The following is a 17,936-nucleotide window of genomic DNA, read 5'->3' as shown; positions in this document are numbered from 1 at the left end:
TCTTCGCGGTCGGGGCGCGGGACTGGAGCGGCCCCTCCCGACCGAACGGACAGCGCCATGTCACTTGCTTTCGATGCACTCACCCCCGGCGCCTTCGCCATCGGCGTCACCGAATTCGCCGATCTCGCCGCCGCGCGGCGAACCGGCCAATCCAGTGCTGAACACTTCAATCCGCTTTCGACATCACAAGGAGCAGAACCATGGAATATCGACGTCTCGGCGCCTCGGGCCTGAAAGTGCCGGCGCTTTCCTTTGGCGCCGGCACCTTCGGCGGCTCCGGCCCGCTGTTCGGCGCCTGGGGCAACACCGACGCCACGGAGGCGCGCAGGCTGGTCGACATCTGCCTCGACGCGGGCGTCAACCTCTTCGACACGGCCGACGTCTATTCGAATGGCGCTTCGGAGACAGTGCTGGGCGAGGCGATCATGGGACGCCGCGACGCAGTTCTGATCTCGACCAAGACCGCGCTGCCGATGGGCGACGGAGCGGCCGATTACGGCTCGTCACGCTCACGATTGATCAGGTCGGTGGAGGATGCGCTGAAGCGCCTCGGCACCGACTATATCGATCTTCTCCAGTTGCATGCCTTCGATGCGATGACACCGATCGAGGAAGTGCTGTCGACGCTTGACGACCTCGTTCGCGCGGGCAAGCTGCGCTATGTCGGCATCTCCAACTTCTCCGGCTGGCAGGTGATGAAATCGCTCGGCCTGGCCGACAGGCACGGCTATCCGCGCTATGTCGCGCATCAGGTCTACTACTCGTTGGTCGGGCGCGACTACGAATGGGAGCTGATGCCGCTCGGCATCGATCAGGGTGTCGGCGCGCTTGTCTGGAGTCCGCTTGGTTGGGGTCGGCTGACCGGTAAGATCCGCCGCGGCCAGCCGCTGCCGGAACAGAGCCGTCTGCATGACACCGCGAGCTTCGGCCCGCCAGTCGAGGACGAGCAGCTGTTCGACGTGGTCGAGGCGCTGGAGACCGTCGCCGCCGAGACCGGCAAGACCGTGCCGCAGGTCGCCATCAACTGGCTTTTACAACGGCCCACCGTATCGTCGGTGATCATCGGCGCCCGCAACGAGGAGCAGTTGCGGCAAAACCTCGGCGCCGTCGGCTGGACCTTGACCGCCGAACAGATGGAGGCGCTCGATGAAGCGAGCGCGATAACTGCGCCCTATCCTTATTTTGCGTATCGCCGTCAGGAGGGGTTCGCCCGGCTCAACCCGCCGGCGGTGTGATTGAGTCGCGAACGTCCTATCAAGGCGATCGTGAACATGCAGGATTAGCCGCAGCCTCCGAACTTCGTCATCCACCGGCGGAGCAGCCGCGAAGCGGCGTCGCGAAGACCCGGGGATCCATTCCGTTACCTCGATCGTAGAGCGTGGCAGAGCAGAATTCTGGATCGCCGCAACGCTTCGAAGTCACGGAATGGATCCTCGGGTCTGCGCCGCGTCGCTTCGCTCCTTGCTCCGCCGTGGATGACGAAGTGATGGGCGTCTCCTCCAAACTTTCGACGTCCAGAGAATCTCTGCGGCGTCTCAGTGCAGCAAGAATTCCCCGTCCACCTTCCGCCACTCGTTCGGCGCGATCAGCTGGTGGTGCGTGTAGGTGACCGAGTGCAGCGGCCCATCGAGTTTCGTCTTCCAGAATTCGATGAAACGGATCAGCACCGGAAAGGTCGGTGCGATGTCGTAGTCCTGCCAGATATAGCTCTGCAGCAGATGTGGGTGATCGGGGAAGTGATAGAGAATCTTGGCCGTCGTCAGCCCGTAACCCCTGAGCATCAAGTCCAGTTCGGAATGGTCTCGCATTGCAGCCCCTAAAAGGTCGATCTCCTTTCCTCCCAACGCGCGATTGTGCGCTCAGTTGCTTAAATGTCCATTGATTTCTAATTAACCGAGTCTGGTTTTTCCTACGAAAACATAAAGTTAGCAGCGACGCGCCGAGAGTGCTGACAGCGGTCGGACCTGCCCCTGCGTCATCCCGCCGCGCGAATCCAACGTCTAATATTGCCGTCACGGCGGAACTGTTAATAATGCGCGCGAAATTCGCGGGCGCGTCGCCGCGATGCCGCCGGCAATCCAAGCCGGTGGATTGGTTCGGGAGGAATGCGAAGAAAATGTCCGAGGTCTATGTCCACCGCGTCCAGCCGGCGTGGAAGAAGAACGCGCTGATCGATAACGACACTTATCTGAAGTGGTATGCCGAAAGCGTGAAGAATCCGGACAAGTTCTGGGGCAAGCACGGCAAGCGCATCGACTGGTTCAAGCCCTTCACGAAGGTGAAGAACACCTCCTTCGACGGCAAGGTCTCGATCCGTTGGTTCGAGGACGGCCTGACCAACGTCTCCTACAACTGCATCGACCGGCATCTGAAGAAGCGCGGCAACCAGACTGCGATCATCTGGGAAGGTGACAATCCCTACGACGACAAGAAGATCACCTACAACGAGCTCCACGCCCATGTCTGCCGCTTCGCCAACGTGCTGAAGAAGCATGGCGTCAAGAAGGGCGACCGCGTCACCATCTACATGCCGATGATTCCCGAGGCGGCTTACGCCATGCTCGCCTGCACACGCATCGGCGCCATCCATTCCGTCGTCTTCGGCGGTTTCTCGCCCGATGCTCTGGCCGGGCGCATCGATGACTGCAAATCGACCATCGTCATCACCGCCGACGAGGGCCTGCGCGGCGGCAAGCCGATCCCGCTGAAGGACAACACCGACAAGGCGATCGACATCGCCGCGAAAGCCGGCACTCAGGTCGAGACGGTGGTGGTCGTGCGCCGCACCGGCGGCAAGACCGGCTGGATGCCGGACCGCGACGTCTGGTACCACGAGGAGGTCGCGACCGTTAAGGCCGACTGCAAGCCGGAGAAGATGAAGGCCGAGGATCCGCTGTTCATCCTCTACACCTCCGGCTCCACCGGCAAGCCGAAGGGCGTGCTGCACACCACCGGCGGCTATCTCGTCTATGCCTCGATGACGCACCAATATGTTTTCGATTACCACGACGGCGACATCTACTGGTGCACCGCCGATGTCGGCTGGGTCACGGGCCACAGCTATATCGTCTACGGCCCTTTGGCCAACGGCGCCACCACACTGATGTTCGAGGGCGTGCCCAACTACCCGTCGCAGTCGCGCTTCTGGGACGTCATCGACAAGCATCAGGTCAACATCTTCTACACCGCGCCGACGGCGTTGCGCGCGCTGATGGGCGCCGGCGACAGCCATGTGAAGAAGACCTCGCGCAAGTCGTTGCGCGTGCTGGGCTCGGTTGGCGAGCCGATCAATCCGGAAGCCTGGGAGTGGTATTTCAACGTCGTCGGCAACGGCAAGGTGCCGATCGTCGATACCTGGTGGCAGACCGAGACCGGCGGCATCCTGATCACGCCGCTGCCGGGCGCCACCGATCTCAAGGCGGGCTCGGCGACGCGCCCCTTCTTCGGCGTCCAGCCGCAACTGGTCGACAGCGAAGGCAAGATTCTGGAGGGTGCAGCCGACGGCAATCTCTGCATCGCCGATTCCTGGCCTGGCCAGATGCGCACCGTCTATGGCGACCACGACCGCTTCGTGCAGACCTATTTCTCGACCTACAAGGGCAAGTACTTCACCGGTGACGGCTGCCGCCGCGACGCCGACGGCTACTACTGGATCACCGGCCGCGTCGACGACGTCATCAATGTGTCCGGCCACCGCATGGGTACGGCGGAAGTGGAATCGGCGCTCGTCAGCCACGACAAGGTCTCGGAAGCCGCGGTCGTCGGCTATCCGCACGACATCAAGGGCCAGGGCATCTACTGCTACGTCACGCTGATGGCGGGCTCCACATCGAGCGAGGACCTGCGCAAGGAACTCGTCTCGCATGTCCGCAAGGAGATCGGCGCCATCGCGACCCCGGACAAGATCCAGTTTGCGCCTGGCCTGCCCAAGACCCGCTCGGGCAAGATCATGCGCCGCATCCTGCGCAAGATCGCCGAGGACGATTACGCCGCGCTGGGCGACACCTCGACGCTGGCCGATCCCGCCGTCGTGGACGACCTCGTCGCCAACAGGCAGAACCGGAAGGGCGTATGACGAGTCAGGCGGCGCTCGGCGCGGTAAGCCAGCTCTGGCGCTATCCGGCGAGTTCGCTCGCCGGCGAGCCGCTGGACGCCGTCTCGGTCGGCACGGCAACCGTCGATGGCGACCGGCTGTTCGGCCTGGTCGATGCTTCCGGCGAGATCGCCAGGCCGGATCGCGAGGCCAGATGGCACCAGGCGCCGCGGATCCGCTCGCGACTGACCGCCGGCCGCAGGCTGGAAGTGGCAGTGCCTGGCGGCGACTGGCTGCCTGCTCCCGCCGCCGAAAGCGATCGCGCTGTCTCCGAATTCCTGGGTTTCGAGGCCTCGATCCGGCCTTACTTCCGCGAGCACGCACCCGACTATTCCGGCCCGCTGACGCAGGAGCGTTACACCCGGGCGCCGCTGCATCTCCTCACCACCGCCTCGCTGGCGCGGCTGAAGGCGCTGCATCCGCAGGGCACGCCCGACCCGCGCCGATTCCGGCCCAACATCGTCGTCGATATGGACGCGGTCGAAGGCTCCTTCCCTGAGACTGAATGGATTGGCCGCAAGCTGGCCGTCGGCGACCTGCTGCTCACGGTCTCCGAACCCTGCAGGCGCTGCGGATTCACCATCATCGCCCAGGACGGCTTCGACACCGATCCCGGCATCCTGCGCAACCTGGTGCGTCACAACACCCACAATTTGGGTGTCTATTGCACCGTCGACCGGCCGGCACGCGTCGAGATCGGCGCGCCGATGCGCTTCGTCTGATGCATCTGAAAACAAAGGCTTAAAAGCTGGTCGCGCGACGCGCTTGGCCAAACCGACGGCGCGCTCTCTCGGCCGCCCCTTGTCTTTTGCTGCGACGCACCCCATCATCTGGGTGTGTTCAACAAACCGAAAGGAGGGGATCCGATGTCGAGTGATTTCGTTTTCCAGAACGTGAGCTCAGCGGATCGCACTTCCGGGAAGCAGTCTTCCCGTTAAGGCGCGAGAAGCGCGGCAGGTGACCCGGAGGGGTCGCCGCCATGTGCCGCGTCATGGACGGAAACACGGAAGGCCGCCTGCTTCGTTGGAAGCGGCGGCCTTTTCCTTTGGACAGCTTTATTTCTCGACCATCATCGCGTCAGCGCCAGGCGATCGACGTTGCGGGCGATGCTCTGGAAGGCGGCGTCGAGTTCGGCGCCTGTGTCGGCCTGGTAGAAATGCTGGATCGAGCCGGTATCCGGGCTGGCGCAGGCCTGCAGCGTCGCCTTGGCGTTCTTCTCGTCGAGATCGAAGCCGATGGTGAAGACCTCGATGCCCTGGTCGCGCATGGCGGCACAAAGCTTCGTCGCCGCCGTGCGGGTCTGCTCCTTGCCGGCATTGTCGTAGACCTGCCCGACGCTGCCGGCGTCGAAATAGGACAGGTTGAATTCGCCGTCGGTCATCAGGATAGCGACCTTGGCGACCTTCTTCGGATTGATCTTGGCCGGCCGCTGCGAGGCCTTCATCACGGCGCCCCAATTCTCCGACAGCATGTACCAGGCCCACTGCACGCCGATATGGCCGGCCGTCCCGCCGGACGCGACAAAGCCCTTGATGACCGTCTTCAACGACGCCGCATCCGCCGTCAGCGGCATCAGCGCCGCCGCCGGGCAGGCGGCAGTTCCGGTCTGCTGGGCGAAGGGCGACAGGAAATAGTCGCGGTTGACCATGCTGACATCGGGACCGGCGTCCGAATACTGATAGGGGCCCTTGCGCTCGGTAGCGCAATTGTCCGGCCGCGCCGCTGCGGATGCCAGTTGCGGATCCCCATTGCCCGGCGCCTGCTTGCGCTGGCTGGTCTTGGTTTCGGCAAAGACGGTGCCGGCGGCAAGCGAACCGACATTGACCGAGTTGGCGTAAGGCACGATAGCGACGCGCACCCTTGGATTGTTTACATCCTGGCCATTGAGGAAAGCATCGACCGCGTTGCTCGCGGCGGACTTCAGATCCTTGATCTTCTGCCCGGCCATCGAGCCGGTGACGTCGAGCATCATCGCCACCTCGATCGTCTTGTCCGAATAGACGGCCGAGGTGGAAGCCGCCACCCGCTGCATCCCGCCGACGCTGAACAGCGGGAAATACAGCGAGACATCGGCGTGGACATCCGCCTGCACGGTCTTCTCGATCTTGTCGATGGTCAGCTTGTCCAGCACGATCTGGTTGGCCTGCAGGATGCCCGCGGTGCTGTTTGCCTCCAGGAACGCCTGCACCGAGCCGTTGGCATCCGCCTCCTTGATGACGCCGGTGGTGAGGTCCCGCGCCGTCGAGGTCACCGCCGCGTCGACGACGCCCTGCAGGCTCGACCGCACATTGTAGAGCTGGGAAACATTGACGGCGAAGCCGACGCCGAGCGCCAGCACCGAGGCCACCGCCCCGAACAGGATGGCAAAGTTGCCGCCGCGATCCCTGACAAAGCCTTTCACCCCGACTGCAAGCCCTTCGAACCGCCGCACCCTTCCGCCTCCATCAACCATGGCACCGAACCGATTGGCGGATGCATTGCAGGATTTCGGCCGGATCGCGCTGACGCACCTCAAGGCGGCGCAGAAGCTTGGTCAAGCCGTTGTTTTTGCTTGACGTTGGACAAAAGCAGGGTGAACGGCCGGTAAACGAAAATGCGTTTGCCCGCCTTCGTTCACGAAGCGCTTACCATGTTGGCTGCCGATGGCCGGGACGAACAGAGACCCTTCCCGATTAGGCACAGCAGAGCTGTGCCGATCCGGTTCAGAAATCAAGCCTCCAGAAGCGTGCAGGGGCTCCTGGGACAACGCCATCAAATCAAGAAGGCGCCTCGCTTGGATCCATCTCGGCGCGACCCGCCTTAGGCCAGCATCTGGGCGCTCGCCGTCCGGTCGATGCCGTGATGCGGCGGATTGAACAGATTGCCTTCCTGCTCGTAGGTCCACACCTTGAACAGGCTGAGCCGGTGCGGACCGAAGCTGTGCAGCAGCGGCACGTCGGTGGCGTCGCGGCCGCGTGCGATGACGACGCGGCCGATCCGCGGCCGGTTGTGACGCGGGTCGAACGCGTACCATTTGCCGTCGAGAAACACCTCCATCCAGGCCGAGAAATCCATCGGCGCCGGATCGAGCGGCACGCCGATATCGCCGAGATAGCCGTTCACGTAACGGGCCGGAATGTTCATGCAGCGGCAGAGCGTGATCGCCAGATGCGCGAAGTCGCGGCAGACACCGACCCGCTCTTCATGCGCCTGCGCCGCGGTGCGGGTGGCGCGGGCATAGCCATACCCGAAGGAAAGCCGGCTGTGGACGTAGTCGACGATCGCCTGCACCCGCGCCCAGCCAGGCGGCAGATGGCCGAAGAGCTGCCAGGCGAGATTGCTGAGGTGGTCGGTCTCGCAATATCGGCTCCCGAGCAGATAGACGAGCACGTCGTCCGGCAGTTCTGCCACCGGCATTTCGCGCGCCAGCGTGTTGACCTCATCTAGCTCGCCGCTGTCCTCGACCGCAGCGTCGTAGAGGATACGGAAGCCGCCGGCCGGTGCTGTGAAGCGGCGGCAGATGTTGCCGTGGCGGTCGTGATAGGTCCGTGTCGGGACCGAGGGCGAGGTCAGCACGCGCGTCTGTCGCTTGATGTCGGACTGGCGGTCGGGGTGGATGTCGAGAAGCGAGATGATCGGCGTGGCCTGAACACACTCGATGGCGATTTCATAGCCGAGCCGGATCAGCATCGCTTCCCTTCTTTCGTTGATGTCGAAGATCGGGTGAGGAACGCGGCAACGCAGGGGTTGTTCCTGCGCCGGATGGAAATGGCCGCCGAAGCCTTTCCAGCCGGCACCCTCAGGGCTAAGATGGCGCCCGCGTTTCGCTCTTCCTGAAAAGCAATCTCCCCTCCAGACGAAGCTCCAAGGTATCCGATGTTCGCAGGCAGAAAGTTCGCCGCCTTCCTCTTCGACATGGACGGCACGGTCCTCAATTCGATCGCGGCGGCCGAACGTGTGTGGTCCCAATGGGCACAGCGCCACGGCCTCGACGTGGCGAGCTTCCTGCCGACGATCCATGGCAGGCGTGCGAGGGAGACGATCGCGGCGCTGGGGCTCCCCGGCCTCGATCCGGTCCTGGAGGCCGATGCGCTGCTCGCGGCCGAGACAGCCGACCTCGACGGCATCGTGCCAATTCCGGGCGCCGTGGCTTTTCTCCAGTCGTTGCCGCCGGAGCGCTGGGCCATCGTCACCTCGGCGCCTCGAGAACTGGCGTTGCTGCGCATGCAGGCAGCCGGCATTCCGGTTCCCGCCATGATGGTCTCGGGGGAGGACGTCATTATCGGCAAGCCGGCGCCCGACTGCTTCCTTTTGGCGGCAGAGCGGCTCGGCGTCGAGGCGCATGACTGCCTGGTCTTCGAGGACGCTCCGGCGGGGATTGCGGCAGGTGAAGCTTCCGGCGCCTCGGTGATGGTGATCAGCGCCGCGCATGTCCATCCGATGCAGACGCAGCACCCCAGCATCGCTTCCTACGACGCGCTCGGCCTCGCGATTGCGGATGATGGCTGGATTGCGCTCGAGCCGCAGCGCGACGCTGCATAGTTTCTCGTCAAAAATCGCTGGTCAGGCCCTTTACCTCCCAGTCGCCGTAGCGACCGGGCTCATTGCCGCCGCGGCCGCCGATCTCCTTTGGCAGACGGGCTTCGGCCGCGCGGTATTGCTGGCGTCTCGCCTCGGCCTCGGCCAACGCGCGCCGCGCCTGCGGGGTCAGCGCACTATGCGGCTTGTCGCCGTCACCGGAGAGTTCGGCTTTGTTGGATTCGTCGGTCATTCGATATGTCCTGCCGATTGAAACGAAGGCCGGCCTTTCCCATCATATAGCCATGACGACGAAAGGATCGACCCCAATTCGCCGCGACGGCAAACGGATGAGACGATGAACACGCTTCGCACCGCCATGCTCCTTGCCGCCATGACCGCGCTGTTCATGGGCGTCGGCTTTCTCGTCGGCGGCACCGGCGGCATGATGATCGCTCTGCTGCTCGCAGCCGGCATGAACCTGTTCAGCTATTGGAATGCCGACAAGATGGTGCTGTCGATGAACCACGCCATCGAGGTCGACGAGAGGAATGCGCCCGAATACTACGCCATCGTTCAGGCGCTGGCCAAGCAGGCCGGCCTGCCGATGCCGAAGACCTATCTGATCGACAGCCCGCAGCCCAACGCCTTCGCCACCGGCCGCAACCCGGAGAATGCAGCAGTCGCGGCCTCGACCGGCTTGCTGGAGCGGCTCTCGCATGAGGAGGTCGCGGCGGTGATGGCGCATGAGCTTGCCCATGTGCAGCATCGCGACACGCTGACCATGACGATCGTCGCGACGCTTGCCGGCGCCATCTCGATGCTCGGCAATTTCGCCTTCTTCTTCGGCGGCAACCGCGACAACAACAATCCCTTCGGCTTCGTCGGCGTGCTTGTGGCGATGATCGTGGCTCCCTTTGCCGCCATGGTCGTTCAGATGGCGGTGAGCCGCACGCGCGAATATGAAGCCGACCGGCGTGGTGCCGAGATCTGTGGAAATCCGCTGTGGCTGGCCTCGGCGCTTGACAAGATCGCGCGCGGCGCCGAACGCATCCCCAACCCCGATGCCGAACGCAATCCGGCAATGGCGCATCTCTTCATCATCAACCCGCTGCACGGCGAGCGCATGGACAATCTGTTCTCGACCCATCCGAACACCGAGAACCGCATCGCCGCCCTGCAGCAGATGGCGCGCGAAATGGGCAGTGCCCCCCGGGCCGCGCGGCAGGAATCGGCCGCGCCGACCGAATTCGATGAACCGCCGGCGGGACCCTGGGGCCGGCCCACTGAGCCCGCAGCACCGGCCGAACCGGTGCGGCCGAGACCCAATCCGTGGGGCCGCAACCCGACCGGACCGCGCAGCAGCGGACCCAAGGGTCCGTGGTCGTGAAGCCGCCGCGACCCAGACCTCGAGGCAATCCGCAACAAAGGGCCGGTGACGAGACCGTCGCCGGCCTTGCCGCGCGCAAGGCGGCCGCGCGCCTGCTCGCCGCCGTCGTCGACGCACGCACGCCGCTCGACGGCCTGACCGACAACGAGCACGGCCATCCGCAATACAAGGCGCTCGACAGCCGCGACCGCGCGCTGGTGCGCGCCATCCTGGTCACGGCCTTGCGCCATCGCATGACCATTGCCGCGCTCTTGGCCAAGCGGCTGGAGAAGCCGCTGCCGCCAAACGCTACCGCGCTCGCGCATATTCTGCATGTGGCCGCGGCCCAGATTCTTTTCCTCGACGTTCCCGACAGCGCAGCCGTCGACCTTGCCGTCACCCACGCCAAGTCCGACCCACGCACGCTGCGTTTCGCCGCGCTCGTCAATGGCGTGCTGCGCTCGCTCGCCCGCGCCAAGGAGACAGAGCTCGCGCCGACGCTTGCCGCAACCAGCGAGGCGCCGCAATGGTTCGTGCGACGGCTTGCGGCCGCCTATGGCGCCGGGAAGGGGCAGGCGATCCTCGAGGCTCATCGCCATGAGGCGCCGGTCGATTTCACCGTCAAGGCCGACCCACAGCTCTGGGCCGAGAGGCTGGGCGGCATCGTGCTGCCGACCGGCACGGTGCGGGTGGAAAGGCCGAAAGCCGCCGTCACCGACCTTCCGGGTTTCGCCGAGGGCGCATGGTGGGTGCAGGACGCGGCCGCAAGCCTTCCCGCGCGCCTGTTCGGCGACGTCACAGGCCAGCGCGTCGCCGATCTCTGCGCAGCCCCCGGCGGCAAGACGGCGCAGCTCATCCTCGCCGGCGCCCACGTCACCGCCGTCGACACGTCGAAGAACCGGCTGGCGCGGCTGGCTCAGAATCTCGAGCGCCTCGGCCTGTCGGCCGAATTCGTCCAGACCGACCTGCTCGACTACCGGCCGGCGGAGCTGTTCGACGCCGTGCTTCTCGATGCGCCCTGCTCATCGACAGGCACCATTCGCCGTCATCCCGATGTGCCGTGGACCAAGACCGTGGCCGATGTCGAGAAGCTGGCCGCGCTGCAGCGCAGGCTGCTCGCTCGCGCCGTCACGCTCGTCAAACCCGGCGGGCGGATCGTCTTTTCCAACTGCTCGCTTGATCCGATCGAAGGCGAGGAGCTCTGCCGCGCTTTTCTCTCCGAAAGCGCCGAAGTGATCGCTGACCCGATCCGTCCCGGCGAATTCATCGGCCTCGATGCGTTCCTCACATCCGAGGGCACGCTGCGCACGACGCCTGCCGATCTGGCGCTCGAATCGCCCGGAATTTCGGGCCTGGATGGCTTTTTTGCAGCGCGGATGCAAAGAGCCGTTTAGGTCGTCATTCAATCAAACTTGCCGACTTTTTTAGTGGATTTTCCGGCCCCCGCCGCGTGAAGCGGTTCACTTCGGCGAAATCCGCCTTCGCATAAGTTCTTGAATCATATAATCTTGTGCTTTGGGGCTGAGCACCATTCAGGAGGGGTTTTGGCACTTGCTGCCGGAAGCACGACGCGTCTGTGGACGCTTGTCGCGAGGGAGTTCTGGCGCAAGACGCGCCGGCGCCTTCGTGCCGGTCCTATCTATCGTTGGCGTTATTCCGGCCGCACGCCCGAGCGCGTCCTTATCGCGCCGCCCGATCTGAGACTGGCGGATCCGCAGATTGCGCTGGAAATCTACTATGGTCGCTATCCGCTGTCGGGCCATATGGTCGAAACCGGCGGCAAGTCCCCCTTCCAGATCGATGTGCCCAATCGCGGCTGGCAGAAGTCGCTGCACGGCTTTCGCTGGCTACGCCATATGCGCGCCGCCGGTACCGACCTCGCTGCTGCCAACGCGCGGGCGCTGGTTTCCGACTGGATCGCCATGCATTCCAACCAGATAGCCGGCGTTGCCTGGGAGCCGGGCACGACCGCCAAGCGTGTGATCGCCTGGCTGCAGCATTCCTCCGTCGTGCTGCAGGGCGCCGAATTCCCGTTCTACCGCGCCTTCCTCAAATCGCTCGCCATGCAAATCCGCTATCTGCGATCCATGGCGCGCGAGATGCCTGACGGCAAGGACAGGCTGCGCGCCCGCATCGCGCTCGCCTTCGCCGCTCTCTCCTTGCCGGCGGCGCCCTCGACGCTGCGTTCCGCGACGCGCAACCTTGCCGAGGAGCTCGACCATCAGATCCTGCCCGACGGCGGGCACATCTCGCGCAATCCGATCTCGGTGCTGGAGCTGCTGGCGGACCTTCTGCCGCTGCGCCAGACCTATGCCAACCAGGCCGAGACGCCGCCGCCGGCCTTGATCAACGCCATCGACCGGATGCTGCCGGCGCTGCGCTTCTTCCGCCATCAGGACGGCAGCCTTGCCCGTTTCAACGGCATGGGCGCCACCATTCACGACCGCATCGCCACCATCCTGCGCCATGACGACACGGTGGGCTCGCCGCTGCTGCACGCCCCGCATTCCGGCTATGAGCGGCTGTCCATGGGCGGCGTGACGGTGATCGCCGACACCGGCCCGCCGCCTCCCGTCGACGTCTCCAATGCCGCGCATGCCGGGTGCCTCGCTTTCGAGCTTTCTTCCGGCCGCCAGCATTTCATCGTCAACGCCGGCATAGACACCTACGGCGACGCCGAGTTCCGGCCGCTCGCCCGCGCCACCGCCGCGCACTCTACCGCCACCATCAACGACACGTCGTCGGCGCGCTTCAGCCATTCGCTGCGGGTCAGCGACCTGCTCGGCTCGCCGCTGATCGGCGGCCCGCAGCACGTGCCCTGCACGCGCATCGACCAGAAAGGCGTGCATGGCTTCGTCGCCCGCCACGACGGCTATGCCGCGCGCTTCGGCCTCCTGCATGAGCGCGAGCTGACGCTGACGGACAACGGCAACCTGCTGGCCGGCCGCGACCGTTTCCAGCGGCCCGGCGGCGGCGCGCTTCGCGACAATGGCCGCGATTTCGTCACCGTGCGTTTTCACATCCATCCCGACATCAGCTTGCTGCAGGACGAGCATGACAGGCTGACGCTGGCAGCCGCCCAGGGCGATAGCTGGACGTTCACCTGCGCCGAGGTTCTCCCGCAGATCGAGGAATCGATCTATTTCGCCGGCCTCGGCGGGCCGCGTCGCAGCCGGCAGATCGTGCTTGCCTTCAAGGCTTCGGAGATCGCCGAGGTCCACTGGCAGCTGACGCGCACGGACATCGCCGGCCGACTGGAAAACAACTGATCGCCCAATCCATGTCGCTCAGAAGTGTGCAGCGGTTCGGACACAGCGGCAGGCATCCAAACGAAACTTACAGCGCGTCGCCTGCATCCCTCTCAGAACGACGCGCTTTATGTCCGTGCGGTTTGATTTCCAGGCCTCATATGCTAGGGCCCGCGAACACTCCAATCAGCTGTGAAAGGCCGCCAGCCCATGGCAGTCCCCGCCAAGAACATTCCCGCGCCCGATCTCGTTCCGGTCCGCCGTGCGCTGCTTTCCGTCTTCGACAAGACCGGCCTGGTCGATTTCGCCAGGGCGCTCGCCGCGGCCGGCGTCGAGCTGGTCTCCACCGGCGGCACGGCGAAAGCGATCGCCGAGGCGGGCTTGGCGGTTCGCGATGTTTCGGAACTGACCGGCTTCCCGGAAATCATGGACGGCCGCGTCAAGACCTTGCATCCGTCGGTGCACGGCGCGCTCCTCGGCGTGCGCGACGACCCCGACCATGCCAAGGCGATGCACGATCACCGCATCGAACCGATCGACCTTGTCGTCTCCAACCTTTACCCTTTCCAGGAGGTCCGCCGCTCCGGCGCCGGCTACGCGTCGATCGTCGAGAACATCGACATCGGCGGCCCGGCAATGATCCGCGCCTCGGCCAAGAACCATGCCTATGTCGCGATCGTCACCGATCCTGCCGACTACGCATCGGTGGTCAATGCGCTGGAGATGAACTTCGGCTCGCTGTCGCTCGATTTCCGCAAGAAGCTGGCGGCCAAGGCCTTTGCCCGCACCGCGACCTATGACGCGGCGATCTCCGGCTGGTTTGCCGAGGCGCTGGAGATCGAGCATCCGACATGGCGCGCTTTCGGCGGTCATCTCGACCAGGTCATGCGCTATGGCGAGAACCCGCACCAGGACGCCGGCTTCTATCTTTCGGGCGACAAGCGCCCGGGCGTGGCCACCGCCAGGCAGTTGCAGGGCAAGCAGCTTTCCTACAACAACATCAACGACACCGATGCCGCCTTCGAGCTGGTCGGCGAGTTCGATCCCGCCCGCGCGGCGGCGATCGCCATCATCAAGCACGCCAATCCCTGTGGCGTGGCCGAGGGTGAAACGCTCAAAGCCGCCTACGCCAAAGCATTGGCCTGCGATCCGGTCTCGGCCTTCGGCGGCATCGTCGCAATGAACCGCACGCTCGATGCCGAAGCGGCGGAAGAGATCGTGAAGACCTTCACCGAGGTCATCATCGCGCCTGGCGCGACCGATGAAGCCGCCGCGATCGTCGCGGCGAAGAAAAACCTGCGCCTTCTCGTCACCGGCGGCCTACCGGATCCGCGCGCCGCCGGCACGGTGGTGAAGTCCGTCGCCGGCGGCTTGCTGGTGCAGGGCCGCGACAACGCGGTGGTCGATGATCTCGAGCTCAAGGTGGTGACGAAGCGCGCGCCGACGCCGGCCGAGATGACCGATCTCAAATTCGCCTTCCGCGTCGCCAAGCACGTCAAGTCGAATGCCATCGTCTATGTCAAGGACGGCGCCACCGTCGGCATCGGCGCCGGCCAGATGAGCCGCGTCGATTCCTCTCGCATCGCCGCCCGCAAGGCGCTCGACGCGGCCGAAGCAGCGGGCGTTGCCGAACCGCTGACCAAGGGCTCGGTCGTCGCCTCCGACGCATTCTTCCCCTTTGCCGATGGCCTGCTGTCGGCGATCGAGGCCGGCGCCACGGCGGTGATCCAGCCCGGCGGCTCGATGCGCGACGAGGACGTGATCGCCGCCGCCGACGAGCACGGCATCGCCATGGTCTTCACCGGAGTCCGCCACTTCAGGCATTGAGTGCTGCTGGGCGCAGAGATGTTCGAGAATTCGCTCCGCTGAGTCGACTGATGTGGTTTTCGAGAACCGGAGCGGAGCGGAGGTTGAGTCCGTGAGCACCGGAAGCGCAGAAAACCGCGGCAGGCGGCCAGCGGAGTAGAATTATCGAAGCGTCTCTACTCCACCGGCCGATCCGCCGGGTACGGCGTCCTGACCAGGATCGCCAAGCCGACGCCGAGGAACAGGATGATCGCCGCCATGCCGAGCCGTGCCGAATCGCTCACGGCGGTGATGGTCGCCACCATGAAGGGCGCGAGGAAACTCGTCGCCCGGCCGGCCAGCGCATAGATGCCGAAGTAGCGGCCGGACTCGGCCGCCGTGACGCTGCGCGCCATGTAGGAGCGGGATGAGGCCTGCACCGGCCCGAACGCCAGGCCGATCAGCAGGCCATAAAGGATATAGGCCTTCTCGGCCGCGGTGCCGAACAGCCCGCCGGAATCGGCGCTCGGGAGCTGGATCAGGCCCAGCAGCGTGAAGCCCGGACCAGTCGAGACGACACCGACCGTTGCGACCGACAGCATGACCAGCGCAATCATCACCACTGCCTTGGAGCCGAGCGCGGTATCGATCCGTGCCGCGATCCAGCAGCCGAAGATGGCCACGACGTTGAGGATGATGCCGAACATGCCGATCTCGGTAATCGACCAGTTGAACATGCCGGCGGCGAAGGTGCCGCCGAGCGCCAGCAGCGCGTTGACGCCGTCCTGGTAGATCATGCGGGCGACGAGGAAGCGGAAGATGCCGGCGCGCCGGCGCACCTCGAAGAGCGTGGATTTGAGTTCCGACAGACCCTCGCGCACCGCCGGCCCCATCGCGATGCCCCTGCTGGCGTCGGGCGTGAACAAGAACATCGGCAGGATGAACAGGAAGTACCAGCCTGCCGACAGCGGTCCGGTGGCGCGCGCATCTTCGCCGAGCTTCGGGTCGAGCCCGAACAGCGGGTCGAGGCCGATAAGCGTCTTGCCGGTGTCCGGATTGCCGGCCAGGAACAGCACGACAAAGATCAGCGCGATCATGCCGCCGAGATAGCCAAGCCCCCAGGCGACATTGGAAATCCTGCCGATCTCCTCCTTCGGCACCAGGCGCGGCATCATCGAATCGTTAAAGACGGTGGAGAATTCCGCCGCCACCGAGGCGAGCGAGAATAGCAGCACGACCAGGAACAGGTTCGAACCCGGTGCCGCGAACCATAGCAGCGCAAGGCTTGTGATCTTGATCGCCGCGAAGAAGGCGATCCAGGGTTTGCGCGGACCCGTCTGGTCGGCGATCGAGCCGAGCACCGGCGAAAGCACGGCGATGACCAGTCCGGCTGCGGCGATGCCGTAGCCCCAGGACGCCTGCCCGGTGGTCGGATCGCTTGCCATGCGCGACACGAAATAGGGCCCGAAGATGAAGGTGGTGACGACCGTGAAGAAAGGCTGTGCCGCCCAGTCGAAGAACATCCAGCCCCAGATGCCGCGCCCTGTCGCCCGCTGCACTGCTACTTCGGCCATGTCCCCTCCGCTGCCATCGATTGTGGGAGGCGCCATGTCTGCATGTTTTCGAGCAGCGATGCAAATGCTCGCAGCTTGCAAAGCGGCCACAGGTCAAATTTGACCATGTGGACAAAACTCGGGCGTCGTTCCATAGTCCTGGCGTCTGACATTTGAACGGCCGGCTCGACACGGCCGTCGAACAGAGGGGCACTTCCATGAAACACGATGATAGCAAAATGCAGCGCGCCGGCCTGTCGCGGCGCAACGTGCTGGAGATCGGTGCGCTTGGCTTGGCAGCGGCCATGATGCCGGCTGCTGCCTTCGCCAAGGACAAGAAGCTGAAGGTGGCGGCGATCTTCGCCACGCCGATCGAGGAGCCGTGGGACAACCAGATCCACGTCGCCCTGCAGAAGGCCGAGAAGGAGCTGGGCATCGAATACAAATGGTCGGAAAAGGTGCAGACAGCCGACTTCAGCCGCGTCATGCGCGAATATGCGCAGGGCGGCTATCAGCTGGTGCTGGGCGATGCCTTCGCGGCCGAACGCGAATCGCGCCGCACCGCCAAGCAGTTCCCGAAGACGGCCTGGCTGTTCGGTTCCGGCGCCGGTCCGGCCGAACCCAATTTCGGCGTCTTCGACAACTGGATCCACGAGCCGGCCTATCTGTCCGGTCTGATCGCCGGCAAGATGTCGAAGTCGGGCACCGTCGGCGCCGTGGCGGCGATGGGCATTCCGGAAGTGAACCGGCTGGTCAATGCCTTCTTCGCCGGCGCCAAGGAGGTCAACCCGAACGTCAAGAGAAAGGTCGCCTTCATCGGCTCCTTCTTCGATCCGCCGAAGGCCAAGGAAGCGGCCGTGGCGCAGATCGATGCCGGTGTCGACGTCATCTATGCCGAGCGCTTCGGCGTCATCGAGGCGGCGGTGGAGAAGAAGATTCTTGCCATCTCCAACATGTCAGACCAGTCGAGCCTCGGCCCCGACACGGTGATCACCGGTCCGGTCTGGGACATGTATCCGACCGTCTCGCAGGCCATCAAGCTGGTCAAGGCCGGCGTCTTCACCGCGCAGGACTACGGCGACTTCTCGCGCATGAGCAAGGGCGGCTCGTATCTGGCGCCCTACCACAAGTTCGACAAGACGCTGCCGGCCGAGGTCAAGGAACTGGTCGAGAAGAAGAAGGCCGAGATCCTCGAAGGCAATTTCCGCGTCGATGTCGACGAGAACACGCCGGTTTCGGATTGAGCGCTTCGTTTCGGGGTTGGCGCCTAGCCACCCCCTCTGTCCTGCCGGACATCTCCCCCTCAAGGGGGGAGATTGGCAGCTTCGCCGATGGTGTCATCATTCACCGCGAAAGTTAGCGAAGGCCGGTGTGACATTTGATCTCCCCCC

Annotated in this window: 15 protein-coding genes; 10 read left to right on the top strand and 5 right to left on the bottom strand. The window is 64.7% G+C overall.

The annotated features are described in order from the left end of the window. Positions 1 to 57: 57 nt before the first annotated feature. Together EJ074_RS29730 and EJ074_RS17705 are read left to right on the top strand one after the other, a co-directional pair. Positions 58 to 234: a hypothetical protein gene (locus EJ074_RS29730; RefSeq protein WP_165349958.1), complete on the top strand. Its 177-nt coding sequence runs from the start codon at positions 58 to 60 to the stop codon at positions 232 to 234. After that, entirely contained in the window at positions 201 to 1,235 is a 1,035-nt protein-coding gene (locus EJ074_RS17705) for an aldo/keto reductase (RefSeq protein WP_095804771.1), read from the top strand. The genes EJ074_RS29730 and EJ074_RS17705 overlap by 34 nt, the downstream gene beginning before the upstream one ends. A gap of 300 nt (positions 1,236 to 1,535) precedes the next feature. Here the strand turns inward: EJ074_RS17705 and EJ074_RS17700 are convergent, their stop codons facing one another. Further along, entirely contained in the window at positions 1,536 to 1,808 is a 273-nt protein-coding gene (locus EJ074_RS17700) for an usg protein (RefSeq protein WP_095804772.1), read from the bottom strand. Between the two features lie 308 nt (positions 1,809 to 2,116). Here EJ074_RS17700 and acs point away from each other — a divergent pair, with 308 nt between their 5' ends. Further along, positions 2,117 to 4,075 carry an acetate--CoA ligase gene (acs, locus tag EJ074_RS17695; protein ID WP_095804961.1) on the top strand — a complete coding sequence of 653 codons (1,959 nt, stop codon included), beginning with the start codon at positions 2,117 to 2,119 and terminating at the stop codon, positions 4,073 to 4,075. Continuing rightward, a complete protein-coding gene (locus EJ074_RS17690) occupies positions 4,072 to 4,815 on the top strand; it encodes an MOSC domain-containing protein (RefSeq protein WP_095804773.1) in 744 nt (247 codons plus the stop codon). Before acs ends, EJ074_RS17690 begins: the two co-directional genes overlap by 4 nt. A 347-nt stretch (positions 4,816 to 5,162) precedes the next feature. On the opposite strand, the gene EJ074_RS17685 is transcribed toward EJ074_RS17690, so the two are convergent. Beyond that, positions 5,163 to 6,524 (bottom strand): pilus assembly protein, encoded by a 1,362-nt coding sequence (locus EJ074_RS17685; RefSeq protein WP_165349957.1) that lies wholly within the window; start codon positions 6,522 to 6,524, stop codon positions 5,163 to 5,165. A 368-nt stretch (positions 6,525 to 6,892) separates the two neighbouring features. Further along, positions 6,893 to 7,762, bottom strand: a complete 870-nt coding sequence (locus tag EJ074_RS17680; protein WP_095804774.1) for a transglutaminase family protein — start codon at positions 7,760 to 7,762, stop codon at positions 6,893 to 6,895. A gap of 186 nt (positions 7,763 to 7,948) precedes the next feature. Here EJ074_RS17680 and EJ074_RS17675 point away from each other — a divergent pair, with 186 nt between their 5' ends. After that, the gene (locus EJ074_RS17675) at positions 7,949 to 8,614 is read left to right on the top strand and encodes an HAD-IA family hydrolase (protein WP_095804775.1); all 666 of its coding nucleotides are present in this window, start codon (positions 7,949 to 7,951) and stop codon (positions 8,612 to 8,614) included. A 7-nt stretch (positions 8,615 to 8,621) separates the two neighbouring features. Here the strand turns inward: EJ074_RS17675 and EJ074_RS17670 are convergent, their stop codons facing one another. Beyond that, the gene (locus tag EJ074_RS17670; RefSeq protein ID WP_095804776.1) at positions 8,622 to 8,843 is read right to left on the bottom strand and encodes a DUF1674 domain-containing protein; all 222 of its coding nucleotides are present in this window, start codon (positions 8,841 to 8,843) and stop codon (positions 8,622 to 8,624) included. Between the two features lie 105 nt (positions 8,844 to 8,948). On the opposite strand from EJ074_RS17670, the gene htpX reads away from it, so the two are divergent. The 4 genes from htpX (at position 8,949) to purH (ending at position 15,034) form a co-directional block, all read left to right on the top strand. Continuing rightward, positions 8,949 to 9,980, top strand: coding sequence for a zinc metalloprotease HtpX (gene htpX, locus EJ074_RS17665; RefSeq protein ID WP_095804777.1), 1,032 nt, complete (start codon positions 8,949 to 8,951; stop codon positions 9,978 to 9,980). After that, positions 9,977 to 11,353, top strand: a complete 1,377-nt coding sequence (locus tag EJ074_RS17660) for an RsmB/NOP family class I SAM-dependent RNA methyltransferase (protein ID WP_245420290.1) — start codon at positions 9,977 to 9,979, stop codon at positions 11,351 to 11,353. Before htpX ends, EJ074_RS17660 begins: the two co-directional genes overlap by 4 nt. A 150-nt stretch (positions 11,354 to 11,503) precedes the next feature. After that, positions 11,504 to 13,228 carry a heparinase II/III family protein gene (locus EJ074_RS17655; protein ID WP_095804779.1) on the top strand — a complete coding sequence of 575 codons (1,725 nt, stop codon included), beginning with the start codon at positions 11,504 to 11,506 and terminating at the stop codon, positions 13,226 to 13,228. 189 nt (positions 13,229 to 13,417) lie between these two features. Then, positions 13,418 to 15,034, top strand: a complete 1,617-nt coding sequence (gene purH, locus EJ074_RS17650; protein WP_095804780.1) for a bifunctional phosphoribosylaminoimidazolecarboxamide formyltransferase/IMP cyclohydrolase — start codon at positions 13,418 to 13,420, stop codon at positions 15,032 to 15,034. Between the two features lie 155 nt (positions 15,035 to 15,189). Here the strand turns inward: purH and EJ074_RS17645 are convergent, their stop codons facing one another. Beyond that, the gene (locus EJ074_RS17645; RefSeq protein ID WP_095804962.1) at positions 15,190 to 16,566 is read right to left on the bottom strand and encodes an MFS transporter; all 1,377 of its coding nucleotides are present in this window, start codon (positions 16,564 to 16,566) and stop codon (positions 15,190 to 15,192) included. A 197-nt stretch (positions 16,567 to 16,763) separates the two neighbouring features. On the opposite strand from EJ074_RS17645, the gene EJ074_RS17640 reads away from it, so the two are divergent. Further along, a complete protein-coding gene (locus EJ074_RS17640; protein WP_095804963.1) occupies positions 16,764 to 17,789 on the top strand; it encodes a BMP family protein in 1,026 nt (341 codons plus the stop codon). Positions 17,790 to 17,936 lie beyond the last annotated feature (147 nt).

Source organism: Mesorhizobium sp. M3A.F.Ca.ET.080.04.2.1 (assembly GCF_003952525.1).
Taxonomy (GTDB): Bacteria; Pseudomonadota; Alphaproteobacteria; order Rhizobiales; family Rhizobiaceae; genus Mesorhizobium.
The sequence above is the reverse complement of the archived record's forward strand: the minus strand, read 5'-3'. Positions and strand labels throughout refer to the sequence as shown.